Origin of the sequence: Streptomyces sp. BJ20, from assembly GCF_022869105.1 — a bacterium.
Classification (GTDB): Bacteria; Actinomycetota; Actinomycetes; order Streptomycetales; family Streptomycetaceae; genus Streptomyces; species Streptomyces griseoincarnatus.
The window spans coordinates 5961084-5982973 of the sequence record NZ_CP094918.1 but is presented as its reverse complement, the minus strand read 5'-3'; the positions used below and the strand labels follow the sequence as shown (position 1 = coordinate 5982973).

Genomic DNA, 21890 nt, shown 5'->3' with positions numbered 1-21890 from the left:
TGGGGATGGCACAGTTTTCGCCCAGGCGTTCCCCACGGCTACTCACCGGCGTGACAATTTCCGGCTTTTCTTACTCGGGAGTCACTTCTTCAGGTGAGGGTCACGCGGACGGAGCGAGCGGATCCGGACGCTCCGTCACCTTCCGGCCGCGCGCCACGAGAACGGCTCCGGCCGCGGCGAACAGACCGCCCGCCACCGCCGCGCCCAGCGGCACGGTCTCGCCGAGCATCCGCAGCCGGGCCCCGTCGTCCTTCGCCAGCTCCACGGCGGCCCGCTGGGTCTCCTCGGTGAAGGAGATCCTCTCGGCGTCCAGCAGCACCGCCTCGTCCTCGCTCCCTCCCGGGGCGCGCAGCGTCTGCCGGGGCCCGGTCCGCGCGTACAGCACCCGGCCGGTGCGCTGGTCGACGATCAGCTCCACACCGTGGTTGGCGTACCACTCCTCGGCCGCGACCTGTCCGGCCTCGGGCAGTCCGACCAGGCTGCCGGGCACCAGCCGGGTGCCGGTGCGGGTGGGCGGCACCGAGCCGGTGAAGCGGTAGCCGGTGTGGCCGAGGACCTTCTCGGTGCCCCGGTAGCGCAGCACGACGGTGTCGCCGAGGGTGTTGTCCCACCACCGGTAGGAGCGTTTCCGCACGTCGAAGGGGAACTTCAGGTACGCCTCGCCCTGGATGCGCGGCTTCGCGCCGCAGCAGTGCACCGGCTCGGTGGTACGGCGGTCCAGCACCCAGCGGTGCGGGGTGAACGACAGCGCGTCGTGCGGATCGGCGGCCGGCAGCGTCCTGTCGGTGTCGACGGACGTGGTGACGTCCCACACCGCCTTGCCGCTGCGCTCGCTCTCCCGGACGTCGCCGCGCACCCGCTGGGTCACGGTGATCCGCTGGTCCGGCACCGTCTCGACCTTCTCCAGGTCGAAGACGCTGCCCCGGCCGGTGTAGACGGCGGTGGTGTCGATGTCGGTGGGATTGACGGCGGCCCGTGGCTGCACGTACCAGGCGAGAAGGGGCGCCAGCACCAGGAGGAAGGTGCCGAGACCCAGCAGGACCAGGGAGAACGGGGAGACTGAACGGCGCATCCGGGCACTCCAGAGGCTCGGTCGGCGGGCCGCTGACGGGCCCCGCCGTACGGGACAGTGCGCGTGCGGGAGTCCCCACCCCCTGGAGCTGGGAACCGTAAGCGCCCCTTGACGGAGTGTCAATGTCGTGCCGAGACTGGGGCACGACGGACAGGGGTGGCCGGTCACGTGGGGGTGGGGAACCTCCCCGACAGAGAGGCTGACCCTGCGATGTCCAGACTGCTCGCCGCCTGCCTGACGGTCGCGTTCGCCGCCGTCCTCGCCGTGGGAACGGCGTTCGGCGTCGTGGCCCTGCTCGAGGCCGCTCCCGACCAGCCGAACACTCCGCTGATCACCTACGAGCGGGCCGGCCAGGGGAGCTGACCCGTGACGGCCTCCCGCACCCTGACCGCACGCTCCGCCTGGCACGCCGTACCGCGCCACCAGGTGCGCCGGTTCGCCGAGATCGCCCTCGCCGAGGCGCCCGCGCTGGCCGAGGAGATCATGGGCGAGATCCGGCGCGAGTACCCGCATCTTCCGGTGGTGCTCGACGACTCCGGCGAGCCGATGGCCCTCATCGGCATCCGCCGCGCCATCGAGGCGTTCGTCCGGCACCTCGCCCAGGGCGACCACACGGTGGGCCGGCCCACCGTGCCGCCCGGCGTCTTCCAGGACTTCGGACGCGGCGAAGGGCGGGGCGGGCGCTCGCTGGACGCCCTCCAGGCGACCTACCGGATGGGCGTCCGCATGGCCTGGCGCCGGTTCGCCGAGATCGGCCAGCGCCTCGACATCCCACCGCCCGCCATGTACGAGCTCGTCGACGCGGGCTACGAGTACCTGGACGGGCTGGTCGACCAGTCGGTGCGCGGATACGCCGAGGCGGCGGCCCGGCAGGCCGGTGAACGGCTGCGGCTGCAGCGCCGGCTGATGGACCTGATGCTCGCCGAGCACCACCGGGGCGACCCGTCCGACGCGCTCGCCGAACGCGCCGCCCGCATCGGCTGGCCCGTGCCCGGACGGGTCGCGGCCGGTGTGCTGCTGCGGCCGGCACGCGAGGCCGTCGCGCCCGCCGTGGGGCAGGGGGTGCTGCTCGACATGGAGCACGAGCGGCCCCGCATGATCGTGCCCGAGCCCGACGCGGCCGGCCGCCGTGAACTGCTGGACCGGGCGCTGGCCGGCTGGTCCGGGGCGATCGGGCCGCCCGTGCCGGTCACCGAGGCGGCGAAGTCGCTGCGGTGGGCGGAGGCGGCGGTGCGGCTGATGGAGCGGGAGTTGCTGCCGTCCGGCGAGGTGCTGTACTGCGCCGAGCACACGGAGGCGTTGGTGCTGCTCCAGCCGGAGGAGCTGATCGACGACCTCGCGCTGCGGTGTCTGGCGCCGCTGGCGCACTGCGCCCCCGCGCACGGGCAGCGGTTGGCCCAGACGCTGCTGGCGTGGCTGGAGACGCGGGGCGGGGCGCCGGAGGTGGCCGCTCGGCTGGGGGTGCATCCGCAGACGGTGCGGTATCGGTTGCGGCAGATCCGGGAGTTGTTCGGGGGGTCGGTCGACGATCCGGACCGGCGGTTCGAGCTGGAGCTGGTGTTGCGGGCGCACCGGTTACGGGGGTTGCTGGGCAACGCCGTCGAGTAGGGCGGTCCACCGCCGGGGTGCGGGTGGGCGGGGGCTTGTCGCGCGGTTCCCCGCGCCCCTGGAGGGTGGGTGGTGCGGGTCGTGGGCCGGTGCGGCGTCGTCCGGGCTGAGCGCGCGGTTCCCCGCGCCCCCTTCGGGGCGTTGCCCCTGACGTGGGCTATGGCTAGCCTGTGTTCGTCATGCCGATCGTTTGTTGGTATATCGAACGCTAGGAGGGGGCCGGTCGTGGGACGACTTGTGCCAGCCGTGACCCGGGCTCTCGACATACTCGAGCTCTTCCTGGACGGGGACGGCACGCTCTCCGCCCCCGACATCGTGCGCAGGCTGCAACTGCCGCGCACGACCGTCCACGAGCTGGTCACCACGCTCGCCGCCCGTAAGTACATCGTCCCGGTCGCCGGCCAGCCCGGCCGCTACCGGCTGGGCGTCCGGCCGTACCAGCTGGGCGCCCGCTACGCCGAGCACCTGGACCTGGCCGCCGAGGGGCAGCAGGTCGCCCGGTCCGTCGCCGAGACCTGCGACGAGACCGTGCACGTGGCGATCCTGGAGGACACCGACGTCATCTACATCGCCAAGGTGGATTCCACCCACGCGGTGCGGATGGTGTCGGCGGCCGGCCGCCGGCTCCCCGCGCACTGCACCTCCGTCGGCAAGATGCTGCTGGCCTCCCTTCCCGAGCCGGAACTGGCCGCGCGCTTCCCCGACGGCGCGGAGCTGACCGCGATGACCCCGAACAGCATCACCGACCCGGCCGTCCTGCGGGAGACCCTCGCCGCGATCCGCGCGCGGGGCGTCGCGGTGGAGAGCCGCGAGTCCAACCCGGACGTGTCCTGCGTCGCCGCCCCGGTGCGCGACCGCACCGGACAGGTCGTCGCCGCGCTGTCCATTTCCGTACCGATGATCCGCTGGAGCGACGAGCGCCTGGGCGAGCTGGAGCAGCTCGCCGTCAAGGGCGCCGCCGAACTCTCCGAGCGCCTGGGCCACAGGAGCATGGCATGACACTCGCGTTCGACGTCGCGGTCCGCGCGGAGGCGGAACTGGGCGAGGGGGCCACCTGGGACCCGGCCACCGGGCGGCTGCTGTGGATCGACATCCTGAACTCCCGGGTGCACACCTACGACCCCGCCACCGGCCGCCGCACCGTGCGCCGTACCGGACAGCACGTGGGCGCGGTCAAGCCGCGCGCGGGTGGCGGACTGGTGCTGAACCTGCGGGACGGCGTCGGACTGCTCGACCCCGACGACACCTTCCGCTGGCTGCACCGCGAGCCGGTCGCCGGCCGCCGCGGCAACGACGCCGCCGTCGCCCCCGACGGCAGCCTCCTCGCGGGCACCATGCGCTACGACGAGGCGCCCGGCGGCGGCACCCTGTCCCGGGTGACCGGCGACGGCACGGCCACCGTGCTCCTGGAGGACGTGACGGTGAGCAACGGCACCGGGTGGAGCCCCGACGGCCGCCTGATGTACTACATCGACACGCCCACCCGCCGCATCGACGTGTTCGACTTCGGCGGGGACGGCACGATCGCCGGCCGCCGTCCGCTCGCGGAGATCGAGGAGGGCGCCGGCTTCCCCGACGGTCTCACCGTCGACGCCGACGGCTGCGTGTGGGTGGCCCTGTGGGACGGGGGAGCGGTGCGCCGCTACACCCCGTCCGGCGAGCTGGACCGGGTGATCGAGCTGCCCGTCCCCCGCGTCACGTGCTGCGCCTTCGGCGGCCCGGGGCTGACCGACCTGTACGTCACCACGGCCCGCGTGGGTCTCACCGCCCCGCACCCGCTCGCCGGGTCCCTGCTGGTGGTCCCGGGCGCGGGCAAGGGCGTCGCCCAGCCCGCGTTCGCCGGCTGAGGCCGCGGCTGTACCGGCATCCGCGTCGCGGGTGCTCGGCCGGGTGCGGGCGGGTCCTGGCGACCCCGCGCCGCCCGGTCGTCGAGTCACGCATCGCCGACCAGCCGGCGGCGGTCCGGTTCGCGGACCGGCCGCCGGACACCGTCGCCGCGCGGGTGCCGCCTCAGGTCAGGCCGGCCGCCTTGCGTTCCTCGGCGGTCAGCGGCGGGTCCGTCAGAGCGGGCTTCAGCGGACCCGCCAGCGCCGCCACGAGGACCCGCGGGGACAGCAGCACCGCCGGGCCCCGCTCCAGCGACGTCACGTCGGTGACCCGCCGCGCGACGCGCCCGTTCCCGGTGGCCGTGTGCATCAGCCGGCCGACGTACGCGGCCGTCCACCGGTCGCGTGCGGACGGGCCGTCGTGCGTCGGGCCCGGGTAGAACACGTCCTGGCCCAGGGCGAGGTCCCAGGCCGCGCCCACCGGCCGGGCCACCGCGCGCTGCGCCCTGCCGGCGAGGCCCGGCGTGCCCCAGCCGTGGCGCCGTACCGTCGCGCGCAGCGCCGCCGCACCCTGCGCGGCCACCGACATGCCGTGTCCGTAGACGGGGTTGAGCGCCGCCAGCGCGTCCCCGACCACCACGAGGTTCTCCGGCCAGGCCCTCATCCGCTCGTAGAAGAGGCGGCGGTTGCCGGTGGCCCGGGTGAGCGACACCTCCGTCTCCGGGACCGCCGCGCCGAGCAGGTCGGCGATCAGCGGATGGCGCAGCTCCTCGCGGGCGTACCGCTCGAAGCCGGCCGTGTCGGAGGTGGGTTCGCCGCCCGTGGTGCCGAACAGGGTGACCAGCCAGCGGCCGTCCTCCACGGGGAGCAGCACCCCGCCGCGGCCCGGACCGCCGGTACGCGGGTCCTGCTGCACGTTGACGACCGGGAAGCCGTCCCGGGCCCCCTCCGGGGCGCGGTAGAGACGGCTCGCGTACACCAGCCCGGTGTCCACCTCCCGGCGCTGCGGAGCGGGCAGCCCCGCGTCGGCCAGCCAGCGGGGGGTGCGGGAGGCGCGGCCCGTGGCGTCCACCACGAGACCGGCCCGCAGCGTGCGCTCGGCGCCGTCACGGGTGCGGACCCGGACGCCGTCGACGGCGGTGCGGGTGCCGTCCAGCGAGAGCACCTCGGTCCGGTCGAGCAGCTCGATCCGTCCGTCGGCGAGCACCTGCGCCCGCAGGGTCGCCTCCAGCAGGTCGCGCGTGCACAGCAGCATGAAGTGGGACTCGTCCCAGCGCCGGTACCAGCCGTACGGCGACAGCACCACCATGTTCGTGGTGACCGGCTGGCGGTGGGCCCCCGCGGCCCGCAGCCGGTCGACGGTGCCCGGCACGAGGTCCTCCAGGGCGTGCGCCCCGCCCGACCACAGCTGGTGCGCGTGCCGGGCCTGCGGGACGCCGCGCCGCGGCCCGGGTCCGGCGGGCAGCGCGTCGCGCTCCACCACGGTGACCCGGGCGAACGGGGCGAGGGCCCGCGCGGCGAGCAGTCCGGCGACGGATCCGCCGAGCACGACGGCGGTGGCGGGACGTCCGTCCGCGGACGGGGGTCTTCTCTCTGGGGCGGCGGGCACGCTCTTCGTTCTCCTGACCTGTCGTCGATCTTCAGTCGGCGGACGCGCCGCGGGGCACGGCCGCCCGGGGGTCCGCCGCGAGGGCGGCGGCCCGTATGCGGACCGCCTCCACGACGTGGGGGCGGCGCAGTTCCCGGGAGACGGCGCCGATCTCCCGCAGCAGGTCGGTGGTGTCGGGATCCTGGGTGCCCTCGTCGTCCGGAGCCCGGAGCCGGCACTCGACGGCCTCCAGGATCGACACGGCGTTCGCCAGCGCCCGGGCCCGCTCCGGCGGGAACCCGAGACCGAGCGCTGCCTCGCGTGCCCGGTCACGCCGTTCCTCGTCCATGTGCCGGGCCAGGGTGAGCAGTTCGTCCCGGATGAAGGTCTCCCGGCGGATCAGGCGCAGTTCTGGGGTGGCGCGCAGCAGGAACGGCACGCCCCTGCCGTTGGCCGAACGCATCAGCAGGTAGAGCGGGCGGAGCCGGTGGTGGGCGAGCCGGACGCGCCAGCGTTCGTGCAGGAACTGGCCGGCGTGCGGGAGGATGAAGCCCACCGCGATCAGGATGGCCGACAGGCAGGCGACGGGCGGCGCGAGGTCGGTGCTGAGCCAGTCCAGGTCGTTGCCGGTCCAGCGGGCGGCGACGGCGGTGAGCTTGGCGGCGTCGAAGACCAGGTTGAGCGCGTAGCCGACGCCGAGGAACTTCAGGGCCCACCGCAGCCAGGCGTCCAGCCCCTCGGTCTGCACCCAGTTCCACAGCAGCCGGCAGGTGATGAGGACGGCGACGGTGTGCGCGAGCAGGTACAGCAGGATCTGCTCGCGCATGAACGGCGTGGTCGCGTAGTAGGTGTCCAGGTCCCGCAGCCGCTCCTCGGAGGCGTCCGCGAGGAAGAACAGCACCCACAGGGCCACGATCACCCCGGAGTAGAGGGAGACCACCCAGCGCATCGCCCGCCGGGTGGCGGCGGAGCGGTCCGACAGCCCGTTGCGCCAGGCGATGATCAGCAGCAGGCAGGAGGCGCAGAACGCGGTGAGGAGCGAGTAGCACCACGGCGCCGATATGTTCGGCACGCCCGTGAGGCGGTTGACCCGGGCGATGGTCGTGGGCGCCACGAAGACGAAGACGGTGCAGGCGAGCAGGAGCAGCCCGCCCACCGCGCGCAGCAGGGGGTCGCGCCACAGCCGCACGATGGTGGGCAGCTTGATGATCAGGGCCGCGGTGAGGACGCCCGTGGGGATCCAGAAGGAGATGTAGAGGTCGCCGAGGATGTCCGACGGTGTGAGGGCGAGCGGGGCGGTCACCGGTGCGTTCCCCGCCGCCCGCGGTAGCCCAGGGCCCGCTGGAGGGGACCGGCGTCGGCGTTCCGGTCGTCCAGGAGGGTGCGCACGGCGGCGGCCATCCGGTGCCCGAACTCGTCGGCCTCGGCCTCCTCGGCCGCGCGGGAGCCGTCGCGCGCGGCCATCGCGAGCGCGGCGGCCCAGTCCGGCGGGTCGGCCGTGAGGACCTGCTCGGCCGCCGTCGGGGCGTGGTGCCGGTGACCGGCGTGCATGTGCCACAACTCGTGGCCGAGGATGACCAGTTGCTGCATGGCCTCCGCTCGCTCCTCCACGATGACCAGGTCGAAGTCCTGGAACTCCACCCACAGGCCGGTCACTTCGATCTCGTCCGGGAAGCGTTCGAAGCGCAGGACGACGGGCCGTCCCCCGCGCCGCGCGCTCATCTCCTCGCACAGTACCCGGCACGCCGTCCGGACGTCCGTGAGGGGACCGGGCCGTACGCGGAGCGCGGAGGCGAGATCGCCGGCCAGGCGGCGCAGGGCGGCACGGGCGCGGGAGCGCCGCAGCGCGGAGGCGAGCCGTACGGCCCGCGTCCGTGCGCCCGCGCCATCCATCGCATCCCCTCGCCCGTGCGACCGCCGCACCTGAGGCTGTTCGAGCGTACGCGGCCGGATGTGTCCGCGTCACGTGATCCGTGACCGCCGGGGGGTCGGGACGGTGTGCGCGGCGGGCGAGTTCTGTCCGGGGCATTGACGCGTCACCCACCGGCGCTTACGGTCCCGTTCGAAGTTACGGGCGACATCCGGTATATCGAACGCACGAGGCGCGCGGTACGCGATGAGCGGAGGGGTCGGGCAATGGGGCGGCCTGGCTTGGACCGCGGACACGTCCGCCGGATCGTGGCGGGCGCCGCCCGCACCGGACTCGCCGGCCGGTGACGCCCCCGCAGCAGGACCCGACCCGTCGAAAGGACACGATGCGCACCGCCCGCTTCACCCTGGACCCCGCCTTCACCGTCGGCACGGTGGACCCCCGGCTGTTCGGCTCCTTCGTCGAGCACCTCGGCCGGTGCGTCTACACCGGCGTCTTCGAGCCGGGCCACCCCACCGCCGACGCCGACGGCATCCGCGGCGACGTCCTGGACCTGGTCCGCGAACTCGGTGTCACCGCCGTCCGCTACCCCGGCGGCAACTTCGTCTCCGGCTACCGCTGGGAGGACTCCGTCGGCCCCGCCGAGGAGCGCCCCCGCCGCCTCGACCTGGCCTGGCGGTCCACCGAGACCAACCGCTTCGGCCTGTCCGAGTACATCTCCTTCCTGCGGAAGATCGGGCCGCAGGCCGAGCCGATGATGGCCCTCAACCTCGGCACCCGGGGCGTCGCCGAGGCCCTCCAGCTCCAGGAGTACGCCAACCACCCGGGCGGCACCGCCCTGTCGGACCTGCGCGTGCAGCACGGCGACAAGGACCCGTTCGGCATCCGGCTGTGGTGCCTGGGCAACGAGATGGACGGCCCCTGGCAGACCGGCCACAAGACCGCCGCCGAGTACGGCAGGCTCGCCGCCGAGACCGCCCGCGCCATGCGCCAGATCGACCCCGGCGTGCAGCTCGTCGCCTGCGGCTCCTCGGGCCGTTCCATGCCGACCTTCGCCGAGTGGGAGGCCACCGTCCTCCAGGAGACGTACGACCTGGTCGACCACATCTCGCTGCACGCCTACTACGAGCCGCTCGACGGCGACGTGGACTCCTTCCTCGCCTCCGCCGTCGACATGGAGACCTTCATCGAGGACGTCGTGGCCACCTGCGACCACGTCGGGGCCCGTCTGAAGTCCCGGAAGAAGATCAACCTCTCGTTCGACGAGTGGAACGTCTGGTACATGTCCCGCACCCAGGAGCAGGTGAGCGCCCTCGACTGGCCGGAGGCGCCGCGTCTGCTGGAGGACAACTACAGCGTCATGGACGCGGTCGTCCTCGGCTCGCTGCTGATCGCGCTGCTCCGGCACGCGGACCGGGTCACCGTCGCCTGCCTGGCCCAGCTGGTCAACGTCATCGCGCCGATCATGACCGAGCCGGGCGGCCCGGCCTGGCGGCAGACGACGTTCTTCCCGTTCGCCCAGGCCTCGAAGTACGGCCGCGGCCAGGTCCTCGACGTGCGCGTGGACTCCCCGACGTACGACACGGAGAAGTACGGGGAGGCGGACCTGCTGCACGCGACCGCGGTGCGGGGCGAGGACGGCACGGTCACCGTGTTCGCCGTCAACCGCTCCCGCACCGAGCCGCTGCCGCTGGACGTCGCGCTGAACGGGCTGGGCCCGACGTCCGTCGTCGAGCACAGCGTGCTCGCGGACGCCGACCCCGACGCCCGCAACACCCTCGCCGAGCCCGGGCGCGTGGTCCCGCACACGGCCGAGGGCACCACCCTGGACGGCGGCCGCCTCACGGCCGTGCTGGAGCCGCTGTCCTGGAACGTGATCCGGCTGGCGTGACGCGCCGGGCGTCCCCTGGCCGGCGGACTCACCTCACCGGTGGGTCCACCGGCTCGACCGGGACGCCGCCGCGCGCCGCGCCCAGCAGCGTCAGCGTGACCTTCCCCGGTCCCGCCGGGGTGGTCCCGTCGGCCAGCACCACCAGCGCCAGGGTGTTGGCGCCGCGGGTGCGCAGGATGCCGTTCGGCAGGGCGAAGGTGTGCTGCGGGCCGACATCGTTGACGTACTGGCCCAGGTTCCAGCCGTTGAGGAAGACCTGCACCCGGTAGGCGCGTTCCGGGTCGTCCTCCAGGGTGAGCCCGACCGACGCGTCCAGTTCGGGTTCGAACCCGAGCCGGAAGCGGGTGCGGTACCAGGTGACGCCCTGCCGCCGCTCCTCGCGCGGGAACTCCACCACCCGCCAGCGGCGGTCGTCGTGGTCCGGCAGATGCCAGCCGCGCCGCTCCCCGTACAGGCCGCCGTTGTTGAACGGGCCGGTCACCCGCTCCGGGTCGGTGGCGCCCCGCACCCGCCACTCCACGCCGCGGTCGCCGCCCGCGAACTCCACGGCGACCAGCCCGCGCGCGGCCTTGTGGGCGTCCTCGCCCGGCTCCGTACCGGCGTGCTGCATGGGCCGCACCAGCACCGACAGCACATGCTCGCCGGGGGTGCGCACCGCTCGGGGGACGTCGAACCGGGCCGTGGCCGTCCAGGTGCCGCGCGCGGCGGTGTCCTCGTCGGGCGCCGGCATGCGGTGGGTGCCGAGCGGCCGGCCGTCCAGCCACGCCATCAGCAGCCCCTGGGTGCCGGTGCTGTAGGAGAGCGCCACCGAGCGGATGCCGCCGAGGTCCTCCAGCCGTCCCCGGTACCAGACGTCGCCGTGGTGGAAGCCGTGGTCGTCCGCGAACAGCACGGGCCCGCCCTCGGGCACCGGCGTGGTGCTGTGGGAGGTGGTGCGGCCGGCGACCGTCCAGGCAGAGTCGTCGAACTCCGGGTCGGACTCCGGGTTCTCCGTGCGGCACCGCCAGCCGTCGAGGGCGGGCAGCGCCACCGCGCGCACGGCGGGCATCAGCCCCTCCATCACGCGGCTGCGGGCGCGGCCGACGTAGGTCGGCACCGGCTCGCCGTTCCAGGTGACCTCGGCGATGCCGCGCGGCCCCCACACCTCCACACCGGTCTCGACGGTGACGTCACCGGTCAGGTGGAGCGTGGAGTCGCGCAGTTCGGCCGAGCGCAGCATCGCCGGGCCGTACACCACGAGCGGCCCGGCCGGGGTCTCGTACGTCCACAGGCGCAGCGCGGTCTCGTCGTCGGCGAACAGCAGCACGAGGGGTGTCTCGGAGTCGCCGTCCTTGACCAGTACCCGGCTCAGGCCGCCCACGCCGAGCGGGGAGACGACGTTCAGCCGGCCCTGGTCGTAGGCCCAGGCGGGTTCGATGTCCGCGCGGTCGGCGCCCGGCTGCTTCTCGCAGTCCAGCGCGAGCTGGGCGGTCTCCCCCTGGCGGCCGACGAACACGGCCACGTCCTGCCGCCCGGTGGAGACGCAGAGCATCGGCTGGGCGGTGGTGTACGCCAGCTTGCGGTGGCCCAGGCGCAGACCGGAGGCGACCAGCTTGGTGTCGCCGGCGGCCACGGTCACCGGCACCTCGACGCCGGTGCCGGGCAGCAGGGCGCGCACCTCCTCATCGGTGTCGTTGCGCACCACGAAGAACCGCGCGCCGGTGTCGGGGTTGACCAGCCGGCGCACCGTCAGCCGGCCGTCCGCGGCGCGCTCCTCCCCGTCCCCGTCCGGTTCCAGCCGGGCCAGGTCGGGCACGGTGCGCAGCAGATGGCCGAGCTGCTGGACGGCGGCCATGTTCGGCGCGGGCTGGCGCCCCTCGTCGAGCACCGCCCCGTAGTCGTAGGAGGTGTAGACGCCCGGCCCGGGCAGCCAGCCCCACGACGTCCCGCCGAACCCCATGCCGGTGTGGTGCACGGTGACCCGGTCGGCGAGCGCGGTGAGATGGCGTCGCCGCTCGTGCGCCGCGTCGTGGGTCTCGCGCACCCGCGCGTAGCCCTCGCCGCCGGACAGCGGCCCGCCCCAGGCGTCGGCGGCCCCGCCCGCCACGGCGGTGAGACCGGCCGTGGGCGGCCCGTCCCCGCCGGTGAAGCCCTCGCCGTCCAGCACGGGCACGTCGATGCGGTCGGCGCGCACCTTCGCCCGCAGCCGGGCCCGGTGGGCGCGCGCCGCCGGGTCCCCGGCCGGCACCGGACGCCCGTCCTCCAGCCGGTACAGCAGCACCGTCCCGCCGCCCGCGGTGTACAGGTGCCGTACGGCGACGGCGTCGACGGCGGCGAGCCACGCCTCGGCGTGCCGCAGGTACTCGGGGTCGTCGGTGCGGGCGGAGCCCGGGGCGGCCGTCAGCCAGCCGGGGAGGCCGCCTGCGTCCAGGTCCGCGCCCAGGTAGGGGCCGGGCCGCAGCACCACGTACAGCCGCTCCTCGGCGGCGACCGAGAGGAAGCGGTTCAGGTCCCGCACCCCGGTGAAGTCGTGCACGCCGGGCGCGGGGGAGTGGACGTTCCACGGCACGGGCACGTCGACCGCGTTGAAGCCGTGGGCGCGCAGCTTCTGCAGCACGTCCCGCCACAGCGACGGGCTGGGCAGCCGGAACGGGTGGACCTCGGCGGACCACAGCACCAGGCGCGCGCCGTCGACCAGCAGCGAGTGCCGGTCGTACGTGACGCGACGGCGCCGGCCGTCGGCCTCCGGCGGCGGGGGCGGCGGTCCGGTCGGCACGACGCCCTGCCCCCGCGGGCCGGTGGCCGCCCCGCCGCTGCCGGCCAGCGCGAGGCCGAGCGCGGCCGTGCCGGCCAGTGCGGTGAAGGTGCGCCTGCTGAGCTCCAAGGGAGCGCCTCCTGGTCTGTGCCACAAGCGGTGCTGGTGGGTCATTGTCCCCGAACCGGGACGGCCCTCGTTCACACGGGAGTCCCGCCGCGCCCGTGGCGTCCGCCGGCGGTGTCACGCGGCGTTCACCGGCGGTATACGGACCGGGAGTGAATGGCCGGAGTTCGCCCTGTCCGGCCGTCGCGGCGCTCCATACGATGCGAGCGCTCCCGGTCTTCACCGCTCCTTCATGCCTCCTCCACGAAGCCGGGGCCGCATGCGTCCGCATGTTTGGCATGTACATGACGTTTCAACCAACGCACCGCACCAACCCCCCACCCCAAGGATGGAGAACCATGGCTGGAGGCCTGCTCCTCGGCGTCGCGGCGGCCACGCTGCTCGCCGCCGCGCTGCCCGCGCACGACCCGGGGTCCTCGTTCGAGGACCCGCCGCCGGACAAGATCGTCATCAAGGTCGCCACGGTGAACGGGTCAGGATGTCCCGCCGGTACCGCGGCCGTCGCCGTCTCGGCCGACAACACCGCGTTCACCGTGACCTACAGCGACTACCTCGCCCAGGCAGGCGGCAACTCCGCCCCCACGGCCGCCCGCAAGAACTGCCAGCTCAGCCTGCTCGTCCACGTCCCGTCCGGCTTCACCTACGCCATCGCCAGCGCGGACTACCGCGGCTTCGCCGCGCTCAAGTCCGGTGCGCGGGGCACCCAGCGGGCCTCGTACTACTTCCAGGGGTCGCCCAACACCGAATACCGCACGCACAACTTCGCGGGCCCGTACGACGACAACTGGCAGGCCACCGACGAGACCGACTGGGCGCAGCTCGTCTACGCTCCCTGCGGCGTGCAGCGCAACTTCAACATCAACACGGAGCTGAGAGTCTCCGCCGGGAACGACCCGTCCAAGGTCAGCTTCATGACGATGGACTCCACGGACGGCGACATCAGCACGGTGTACCACCTGGCCTGGAAGGAATGCCCGGAGACGTGACGTGACGTGACGGCGGGGGCGGGCGTTCGCCCGCCCCCGCCCGTGCCGTTGACGCGGGCCGGCGACGTCCGCCACCGGGAAGCCGGGAAGCCGGGAAGCCGGGCAGTCGGGCCGGCCAGGGTGTCGTGTACTCCTGGAACCTCTCCGGAGCGGCACCGGCCCCGGCGGCCGGTCGGTCATGAAGGACGCCGACGGGGGCCTGACCGTCCACCATCACGACGACGGCGACGACAACGGCACACCCGGGCCGGGCGTCGACCAGCTGGACCGGAGCAGCGGCCGGCCGGTCGCCTACTGGCCGGGGCGGGGCACGTCCGCCCTGTCCCGCGCACCGTCCCGGCCCCGCAGGTGGCGCGAGCGCAGGGCCACCTCGAGGGCGAACCGGTGGTCGGGGTCGGCGAGCCGGTCGCCCAGATGGGCGTCCAGCGTCCGCAGCCGGTAGCGGACGGTCTGGGCGTGCACCCCCAGCATCTCGCCGACCTGCTCGGCGGGGGCGCGGGTCGAGACGTGCACCCGGAGGGTCTCGACGAGCCGGTCGCGCCGCTTGGCGGTCAGCCCGTCGAGCGGCGCCAGCTCGCGGGCGGCGAGATGGTCGACCAGGGCGGGGTCGGACAGCAGCCACAGCGTCGTCAGATGGTCCTCGCAGCGGACCAGCGGGGCGTCCGGCACGACGCCGTCGTCGACGAGCTGCAGCACGCGGCGGGCCCAGCGGACGGAGTCCGCGGCCTGGGCGACCGGGACGGTCAGGCCCACCGCGGCGCGGGTGCCGGACAGGGCCGTGCCGAGCATCCGGAGGCGTTCGGGGGTGGGTTCACCCGGCACCAGCAGATGCGGCTGCGGGATGTCGAAGTCGGCGAGGACGTCGCTGTCGAGCCCCGCCTGGATGTGCTCGGGGACCGGGGGGCGCAGGGCGACGAGGAAACACGTCCGCGGGAGTTCCCAGGCGGCGGACGCGCACAGCTCGGACACCGTTGTCCTGGGGAGCGGGGAGGCGGCCAGAAGGAGGTGTAACAGCTGTCTTCGTAACGCGGACACCTCGGACGCGGCTCTCTCCCGCACCTCCGTGTACCCCTCCCGGGTGACGGCCTCCAGCTCCTCGACGTACGCGAACAGGGCGTCGGCGAAGGCGAGGACCAGGGCGGGCGAGAGGCTGTGCTGCCGTCCCAGCGTCTTGGCCCGGCGCAGCGCGATGCGCGCGCCCAGCCGGTAGGCGCCCTGGAGCACCTCGAGGTCCCGGCCCTCGTAGGCCTCGACCCGGCCGAACCGGCGCAGGAGGTCGTCCCGCAGCTCCGAGCTGGTGCCGGGGTCGGCCACCCGGTCCACGAAGGCGGTGAGCGCTTGCTCGACACCCTGGCGGATGGCGTGTCCGTCGGGTCCGTTGAGCAGCCTGCCGTACACCGGGTAGGCGCGGGTGACCTCGGTCCGTATCTCGTTCAGCAGTCCCGGCAGCAGGGGCCGCATGAAGGCGGCGAACTGCCGGGGGAGGGGGTCGAGCGGCTCGCCGAGCACCGAAGGACGTGCGATTGAGGGCATGACTGATCCCTTGCTCTCCGACCTGTCCGGCAAGGCGGCCCGACCGGGTAACGCCCCGCGGGACGAGGCCCGGTCGGGCCGCCACGTGCACCGGTCTGAGAAGCTGACGGTAAGTCAACTTAATTGTCTTGTACACCTCTTGGGCGGAAACCGCTTCACAGAAGCTTCACCGGACGGCGGAGTGCCAGTGCTCCGCCAGCACCTCGCCCGCGCGGGGAGCGGCGGTGCCGGGCGCGTTGAGGCCGGTGAGACGGGTCCGGGTGTCGTTCAGGGTCAGGCTGTTGTTCCCGGAGGGCGAGGGCAGTCCGGTCTTCGCGTTGACCGCGGCGTTGATGAGGCCGATGTTCAGCCCGCAGCCGCCGGCGGCGGGGACCGCGAAGGTGCTGTCGTTCTGGACGGCGCCGGTGAGGTCGATCCGGCTCATCTCGCCGGACGGGTCGGGGGTGCCGTCCCCCTGGAAGAAGGACATGCCGAAGTCCGGGTAGTTGCGGTTCTCGGGCAGCAGCACGATCGGGTCGGCGGCCGTGCCGATGTAGCACTTGCTGCCGAGCAGCGGGTTCTCCAGGTGGATGCGGACCGGGAGGGCGACGATGGGCATGTCGGTCAGGACGCCGGCCGTCTGGTTGAAGTCGTAGGGCGCGCCGACCGACTCCATGGTCGCGGTGATCTTGTTGAGGCTGGAGTTCTCCAGCGACTCGCACAGACCGGTGATGACGGGGATGGCGCTCGGACACATCAGGCCGAGCAGCCCGCCGGGCACGGTGGCGGGTTCGGCGATCAGCGCGCCGCCGGGCGGGGCCACCACCGTGCTGGTGCCGTCCGCGTTCTGCACGATGCCGATCTGCAGATTCGTCCTCCCGGTGACGACGGTGGTGTCGCCCAGCTTGATGGATCCGCCCGCGGAGGTGGACACCACGCACTGCGGCGTCTTCTCGAAGCCGTCGGCGGCCAGCATCGCCGGAGCGTCCACGGGGCAGCGCGTGAAGGGGGCCCACTCGCCGTTCAGCGCGGGCTCGGCGGCGGTCGCCGTGCCGAGGGAGGCGAAGGCGCCCAGCGCGGTGAGCGCGGAGACGGTGGCGAGTCTCGTGCGGGGGGTGAACGCGTGCATGGTGGTGGCCTTTCTCGTGGGGAGGGGGCGCGGGCCGGGCGGCTCAGCGCTCGGCGACCGGTATCTGGTAGGGCTGGAGGTCCTCCGTGCACTGGCCCCTGGTCTCCGGGGTCTCGAACACCGGGACGAGGGGGGTGCACGTCTGGCCCTGGACCTGCTTGATGTGGTTGCCGGGACCGGAGACGGAGGCGGTGAGCAGACGGTCGAGGTCCTCGCGGCCGGTGCCGCAGCCGGTGAAGGCCGGGATGGTCACCTCGCCGGCCAGCGGGCCGCCGGTGAGCAGCGTGTAGCCGACGACGTCCTCGCCGATGGCCTGTTCCGCCTTGCCGTACAGCACCACGTGGTCGCCGGGATGCTTCGCGGGGTCCGGTTCGACGGAGGTGAGGGACTCCTCGGTCCGGCAGGAGGGACCGACGTCCAGGGGGACGCCGTTGACCTCGAGTGCGGTGACCTGGGCGATCAGGGGGACCCGTACGTAGGTCTCCGTCGTCGTGAACAGGTCGGAGTAGCGCATCGTCATCCGCGCGTCGATCCTCATCGGACCGGTCTGCTTGAGCACCATGGTGGCCTTCACCGGGGTGAAGTCGAAGGAGAGGAAGGTGCTGTCGTAGGGCGGCGTCTCCGGGCGCCCCTGGTGGCTGAACTCCCCGTACGTCGTCAGGACCATGACCAACTGCTCGGGGTCGAAGGGTTCGTCGACCGGGAACTGGAACTCTCCCCCGTCGATCAGCACGCAGGACGGCGGAAGGTACGAAGCGGCCTTCTGCTTCTTCACGTTGGCGTAGCCCGTGACGTAGGCGTTGAGCGACAGAGGCGTGGGCGGATTGTCCTCGTCGTACCGGCAGGGCGGCACGTCACGGTCGGCGGCGGCGCTCGGCACGCTCTCCGGGGCCTCGCCGGACCGTCCCTCCTGCCGCTCCCGAGGCCCGCCTCCCGGTACCGGGGACGGCCCGCCGGAGGCCGGCGGGGACGGCGGGCCGCTCGTCCCCGGCGGGCCGGGAACGGCCGGCACGGTGACCAGCAGCCCCTCGTCCGGCGCGTCCTCGGCGAGGGCGCAGTCGACGGCCGGTACGCCGGTCACCTCGCCGTCGCCGGAGTCCTCCGCCAACCCTGGCGTCAGGCCGAGCGCCAGGTCGCCCGCGGTGAAAGTCAGGTCGCCGTCGCCCCGCCCCGTGACCGAGGGGACGTCGCCCGTCGCGGTGAGCGTCAGCGGCCCGGACGCCGGCAGGGGGACGGGGTCGGAACCGCCCCGCCAGATCGCCGTGGCGGTGGCCGCGTCCTGGGCGACGGCGACGGTGAGCGCCGTGCCGGCGCGCACCTCGGTCACGTCGCTCCCCGCCAGGCCCGCCACCGCCTCCGCCGGGAGCTCCACGGCTGTGGTGACGCCGGCGGGTGAGAACGCCTCACCCGCCCGCGCGCGCTGCGGGAACTCCGCGGAGATCCGCACCGTCGCGGGAACCGGTCCCGAGGGGAACGCGCAGACGTAGGGGAGGGCGGCGTCGACCTCCTGGGTGTCGGAGGCCGAGGCCGTGGCCGGGACCAGGGCGGCGAGCACGACGAACGCGGCCGTCGAGGTGAGCGCGGCGCGGGCTCGGCGGGACCGTGGGCTGGCGGCTCGTGGGGCTCTCATACAACTCCGCTCGGCGGCAGGGACGGTGTCGGTGGGGTCCGGGGCGGAGCCCGCGAACGCCCGGCCGGGGGGAGGCCGGCCGGGCGGGGCGAGCGGAAGGGGCTACGGGTTGGAGCCGACGATGGTCGGGATGGTGCTGGTGCCGGCCACCTTGACGGCGTAGTTGCCCTTGAAGGTGGGCTTGGTGCTGGTCGTGACGATCGCGCCGCAGTTGACGGGGTTGGTGACCGTCAGCTCACCGGCGACGCTGTTGACCGCCAGGACGCCGGTGCTGTTGGTGTAGGTGGCCGAGGCCTTGCCCGTCACCGTGAACTTGCAGACGCCGGCGCTCACGTTGGCCTTGACGTTGCCGATGTAGCCCGTGGTGACGCCGGTCGTGTTGTTGTAGTCCACCGCGACGACGTTCCACGGGGTGACGGCCACGGTGGTGACGTTGCCGAGGACGCTGGTGCACGGAGCGCCGGAGGTGCCGAAGTTCATGGTGCTGATGGCGGCGACGTTCGCCGGGTTGCCGGTGGTGCTCGCCATCGTCCCGCCGGCGTTCGAGGCCGTGCAGGTCATCGGGATGGTGGCGGTCAGCACGATGTTGCCGACGTTCGCGGCCTGGAAGGCGGCCGGTGACGGGCTGACGGTCCACACGGTGGAGGGCGCCGCCGAGGCGCTGCCGGTGGTGAGCGCCAGTGCGGCCGCGGCCGCACACGCCGCGACGGCTGTTTTCTTCAGGTGATGCGTCATGTCCGGGTATCTCCTCGAGGGTCGGCCGGATGGGACGTGCCACGACGTTACTTGCGGTAAACGCGGCCGAACAATGCGGCGTTCCATGATTTCTTCAGGAAAGGGGACAAGCTGTTCCCTGGGTGAGGCAATTCCGGTCCGTATTCATCACGTGCTGTCAAGGAAGGAGGGTGCGGCCGGTGTGGGCGAGGGCTTCCCGGCGGGCGTGCACGGCAGGCCGTGGTGCTCACCGGCGGACAGTTTCCGGGGGCGTTCTTGTGCTCCCGCTGACAGGTTTCGCGGGGCGTGGACCGGTCTCCGGGAAAACTCGGCATGCGGTGTTGCCCGCTGAGGTTACTCGGCCGTAACGTGCCGGTGCGGTGCTCGGCTCCGGGCCGCCGCCCCCGGCGGACGGAGCCACGACGGACGTGTTCCCGGCCCTCACCCTCCCGCCGGCCGGGGCGTTCGTCGGCGGGATCTCGCGCCGCCCCGCCCCCCGGCGGTCCGAGGTCCCGCCCTGTTCCCGGGGGCGGACGCGAGCCCGGTGTGTTGTCTGCGTGGTGACAAGTCGCGGAGGGCGGCGTGCGCCCGCGGTGTGTGTCACGGACGTCCGCTGGAGGTGGTATGGGAATCGAAGTAGTCGTCGAAGGGCTGACCAAGTCCTTCGGCAAACAGAACATCTGGCGGGACGTGTCACTCACCCTTCCGGCCGGAGAAGTCAGTGTGATGCTGGGGCCCTCCGGCACCGGGAAAACCGTATTCCTGAAGTCGCTCATCGGGCTCCTCAAACCCGAAAAGGGCCGTGTCCTCATCGACGGGGTGGACATGGTGAGGAGTCCCGAGAAAGACATCTACGAGACCCGTAAACTGTTCGGTCTCATGTTCCAGGACGGAGCCCTTTTCGGGTCCCTGTCCCTTTTCGACAACATCGCCTTCCCGCTGCGGGAGCACACCCGCAAGAAGGAGTCCGAGATCCGCCGCATCGTCATGGAGCGGATCGAGGTCGTCGGGCTGCTGGGAGCGGAGGGGAAGCTCCCGGGCGAGATCAGCGGAGGCATGCGCAAGAGGGCCGGGCTGGCCCGCGCGCTGGTCCTCGACCCGCAGATCATCCTGTGCGACGAGCCGGACTCCGGGCTCGACCCGGTCCGCACCGCCTACCTCTCGCAGCTGCTGATCGACCTGAACGCACAGATCGACGCGACGATGCTGATCGTCACCCACAACCTCGACATCGCCGCCACCGTGCCCGACAACATGGGGATGCTCTTCCGGCGTGAGCTGGTGACCTTCGGCCCGCGCGAGGTGCTGCTCACCAGCGACGAGCCGGTCGTCTCCCAGTTCCTCGGCGGCCGGCGCGAGGGTCCCATCGGGATGTCCGAGGAGAAGGACGCGGCCACCCTCGCCGCCGAGGCGGACCGGACGACGCCCGCCGCGTCCCGGGTGATCGTGCCGCAGCTGGAGCCGTCCCCCGGTCTTCCGCCGCGCCGCGCCGTCGCACGACGGCGCGAGCGTGTCATGCGCATGATTGACACCTTGCCGCCGGCCGCGCGCTCCGCCATCCGGGAGACCTACGCCCGGGACGCGGCGACGGCCACCGTCACGGCGCCCGTCGCCGGGAGCGGCGCATGATCACCGGCGCGCTGCGCGAGACCGGCCGGCTCTTCGCGCTCGCCGCCGAGGTCAGCCGCGCCGTCTTCCGAAGACCCTTCCAGTTCCGCGAGTTCACCGAACAGTTCTGGTTCGTCGCGAGCGTGACCATCCTGCCCGCCGCCCTCGTGTCGATCCCCTTCGGCGCCGTCATCGCCCTCCAGGTCGGCTCCCTCACCCAGCAGCTGGGCGCCCAGTCCTTCACCGGAGGCGCCAGCGTCCTCGCCGTCGTCCAGCAGGCCAGCCCGCTCATCGTCGCCCTGCTCATCGCCGGCGCCGGCGGTTCCGCCATCTGCGCCGACCTCGGCTCCCGCACCATCCGCGAGGAACTCGACGCCATGGAGGTCATGGGCGTCTCCCCGGTGCAGCGGCTGGTCGTGCCCCGGGTCCTGGCCGCCATGGGCGTCGCGGTCCTGCTCAACGGCCTGGTCTCCGTCGTCGGCATCCTCGGCGGCTACTTCTTCAACGTCGTCATGCAGGGCGGCACCCCCGGCGCCTACCTCTCCAGCTTCTCCGCCCTCGCCCAGCTCCCCGACCTGTACGTCAGCGAACTCAAGGCGCTGGTCTTCGGGTTCATCGCCGGCATCGTCGCCGCCTACCGGGGCCTCAACCCGCGCGGCGGCCCCAAGGGCGTCGGCGACGCCGTCAACCAGTCCGTCGTCATCACGTTCCTCCTGCTGTTCTTCGTCAACATGGTGATGACGGCCGTCTACCTCCGGATCGTCCCGCCGAAGGGAGGCTGAGGACCGATGGCCTCCCCGCTCGCCCTGCTCGACCGCTCCGGCGACCACCTGCTGTTCTACCTGCGGGCCCTGCTGTGGATCCCGCGGACGCTGCGCCGCTACCTCAAGGAGGTGCAGCGCCTGCTGGCCGAGGTGGCCTTCGGCTCCGGCGGCCTCGGCGTCGTCGGCGGCACCGTCGGCGTGATGATCGCGATGACGCTCTTCACCGGCACCGTCGTCGGACTCCAGGGCCACGCGGCCCTCGACCAGATCGGCACGGCCGCGTTCACCGGATTCGTCTCCGCCTACTTCAACACCCGGGAGATCGCCCCCCTGGTGGCCGGCCTCGCCCTCTCCGCGACCGTCGGCGCGGGCTTCACCGCCCAGCTCGGCGCCATGCGCATCAACGAGGAGGTCGACGCCCTGGAGGGCATGGGCATCCGCTCCATGCCCTACCTGGTCACCACCCGCATCATCGCCGGCGTCGTCGCCGTCGTCCCCCTCTATGCGATCGGGCTGCTCTCCTCCTACGTCGCCTCCCGCTCCGTGACCGTCCTGTTCAACGGCCAGTCACGCGGCACGTACGACCACTACTTCAACCTCTTCCTGTCCCCGACGGACGTGCTGCTCTCCGTGCTGAAGGTCCTGATCTTCAGCGTGATGGTGATCCTCGCCCACTGCTACTACGGGTTCCGCGCCTCGGGCGGCCCCGCCGGCGTCGGCGTCGCCGTCGGACGGTCCGTGCGCAACGCCATCGTCCTGATCAGCGTCACCGACTTCTTCCTGTCGCTCGCCCTGTGGGGCGCGACCACGACCGTGAAGGTGGCGGGGTGAG

General features: G+C 73.1%; 18 protein-coding genes. 9 read left to right on the top strand and 9 right to left on the bottom strand.

Annotated features, from left to right (window positions below):
- Nucleotides 1–100: 100 nt before the first annotated feature.
- The gene (locus MTR79_RS27035; protein ID WP_086705031.1) at nt 101–1072 is read right to left on the bottom strand and encodes a DUF3068 domain-containing protein; all 972 of its coding nucleotides are present in this window, start codon (nt 1070–1072) and stop codon (nt 101–103) included.
- Between the two features lie 210 nt (nt 1073–1282).
- Here MTR79_RS27035 and MTR79_RS27030 point away from each other — a divergent pair, with 210 nt between their 5' ends.
- From MTR79_RS27030 to MTR79_RS27015, 4 genes are all read left to right on the top strand, one after another.
- Complete coding sequence (locus MTR79_RS27030) at nt 1283–1435, top strand: hypothetical protein (protein WP_189365153.1); 153 nt, start codon at nt 1283–1285, stop codon at nt 1433–1435.
- Nucleotides 1436–1438: 3 nt separating this feature from the next.
- Entirely contained in the window at nt 1439–2680 is a 1242-nt protein-coding gene (locus tag MTR79_RS27025) for a helix-turn-helix domain-containing protein (RefSeq protein WP_244792145.1), read from the top strand.
- A gap of 225 nt (nt 2681–2905) precedes the next feature.
- On the top strand, nt 2906–3679 hold the full coding sequence (locus MTR79_RS27020; protein ID WP_048457581.1) for an IclR family transcriptional regulator: 774 nt from the start codon (nt 2906–2908) through the stop codon (nt 3677–3679).
- Nucleotides 3676–4527, top strand: coding sequence for an SMP-30/gluconolactonase/LRE family protein (locus tag MTR79_RS27015; protein ID WP_244792144.1), 852 nt, complete (start codon nt 3676–3678; stop codon nt 4525–4527). The genes MTR79_RS27020 and MTR79_RS27015 overlap by 4 nt, the downstream gene beginning before the upstream one ends.
- A gap of 163 nt (nt 4528–4690) precedes the next feature.
- On the opposite strand, the gene MTR79_RS27010 is transcribed toward MTR79_RS27015, so the two are convergent.
- The 3 genes from MTR79_RS27010 to MTR79_RS27000 form a co-directional block, all read right to left on the bottom strand.
- Nucleotides 4691–6055: an FAD-dependent monooxygenase gene (locus tag MTR79_RS27010; RefSeq protein WP_189365165.1), complete on the bottom strand. Its 1365-nt coding sequence runs from the start codon at nt 6053–6055 to the stop codon at nt 4691–4693.
- Nucleotides 6056–6146: 91 nt separating this feature from the next.
- Nucleotides 6147–7397 (bottom strand): MAB_1171c family putative transporter, encoded by a 1251-nt coding sequence (locus MTR79_RS27005; RefSeq protein WP_244792143.1) that lies wholly within the window; start codon nt 7395–7397, stop codon nt 6147–6149.
- On the bottom strand, nt 7394–7987 hold the full coding sequence (locus MTR79_RS27000) for a toxin-antitoxin system, toxin component family protein (protein ID WP_189365150.1): 594 nt from the start codon (nt 7985–7987) through the stop codon (nt 7394–7396). The genes MTR79_RS27005 and MTR79_RS27000 overlap by 4 nt, the downstream gene beginning before the upstream one ends.
- A 362-nt stretch (nt 7988–8349) precedes the next feature.
- On the opposite strand from MTR79_RS27000, the gene MTR79_RS26995 reads away from it, so the two are divergent.
- Nucleotides 8350–9855 (top strand): alpha-N-arabinofuranosidase, encoded by a 1506-nt coding sequence (locus MTR79_RS26995; RefSeq protein WP_086702966.1) that lies wholly within the window; start codon nt 8350–8352, stop codon nt 9853–9855.
- Between the two features lie 28 nt (nt 9856–9883).
- Here the strand turns inward: MTR79_RS26995 and MTR79_RS26990 are convergent, their stop codons facing one another.
- Nucleotides 9884–12718 carry a beta-galactosidase gene (locus MTR79_RS26990; protein ID WP_244792142.1) on the bottom strand — a complete coding sequence of 945 codons (2835 nt, stop codon included), beginning with the start codon at nt 12716–12718 and terminating at the stop codon, nt 9884–9886.
- Between the two features lie 335 nt (nt 12719–13053).
- On the opposite strand from MTR79_RS26990, the gene MTR79_RS26985 reads away from it, so the two are divergent.
- Nucleotides 13054–13701 (top strand): DUF4360 domain-containing protein, encoded by a 648-nt coding sequence (locus tag MTR79_RS26985; protein WP_086702969.1) that lies wholly within the window; start codon nt 13054–13056, stop codon nt 13699–13701.
- 291 nt (nt 13702–13992) lie between these two features.
- Here MTR79_RS26985 and MTR79_RS26980 read toward each other — a convergent pair whose 3' ends face one another.
- The 4 genes from MTR79_RS26980 to MTR79_RS26965 form a co-directional block, all read right to left on the bottom strand.
- A complete protein-coding gene (locus MTR79_RS26980) occupies nt 13993–15234 on the bottom strand; it encodes a helix-turn-helix domain-containing protein (RefSeq protein ID WP_086702971.1) in 1242 nt (413 codons plus the stop codon).
- A 166-nt stretch (nt 15235–15400) separates the two neighbouring features.
- Nucleotides 15401–16342, bottom strand: coding sequence for a hypothetical protein (locus MTR79_RS26975; RefSeq protein WP_086702972.1), 942 nt, complete (start codon nt 16340–16342; stop codon nt 15401–15403).
- A gap of 43 nt (nt 16343–16385) precedes the next feature.
- Entirely contained in the window at nt 16386–17972 is a 1587-nt protein-coding gene (locus MTR79_RS26970; RefSeq protein WP_189365146.1) for a DUF6801 domain-containing protein, read from the bottom strand.
- Nucleotides 17973–18074: 102 nt separating this feature from the next.
- Entirely contained in the window at nt 18075–18707 is a 633-nt protein-coding gene (locus MTR79_RS26965; RefSeq protein ID WP_086702975.1) for a hypothetical protein, read from the bottom strand.
- A gap of 603 nt (nt 18708–19310) precedes the next feature.
- Between MTR79_RS26965 and MTR79_RS26960 the strand changes: the two genes are divergently transcribed.
- The 3 genes from MTR79_RS26960 to MTR79_RS26950 are packed head-to-tail and all read left to right on the top strand — an operon-like array spanning nt 19311 to nt 21889.
- The gene (locus tag MTR79_RS26960; protein ID WP_086702977.1) at nt 19311–20315 is read left to right on the top strand and encodes an ATP-binding cassette domain-containing protein; all 1005 of its coding nucleotides are present in this window, start codon (nt 19311–19313) and stop codon (nt 20313–20315) included.
- Nucleotides 20312–21076, top strand: coding sequence for an ABC transporter permease (locus tag MTR79_RS26955; RefSeq protein ID WP_086702978.1), 765 nt, complete (start codon nt 20312–20314; stop codon nt 21074–21076). Before MTR79_RS26960 ends, MTR79_RS26955 begins: the two co-directional genes overlap by 4 nt.
- 6 nt (nt 21077–21082) lie before the next feature.
- Nucleotides 21083–21889, top strand: coding sequence for an ABC transporter permease (locus tag MTR79_RS26950; RefSeq protein WP_048457592.1), 807 nt, complete (start codon nt 21083–21085; stop codon nt 21887–21889).
- Nucleotide 21890: the final 1 nt, after the last annotated feature.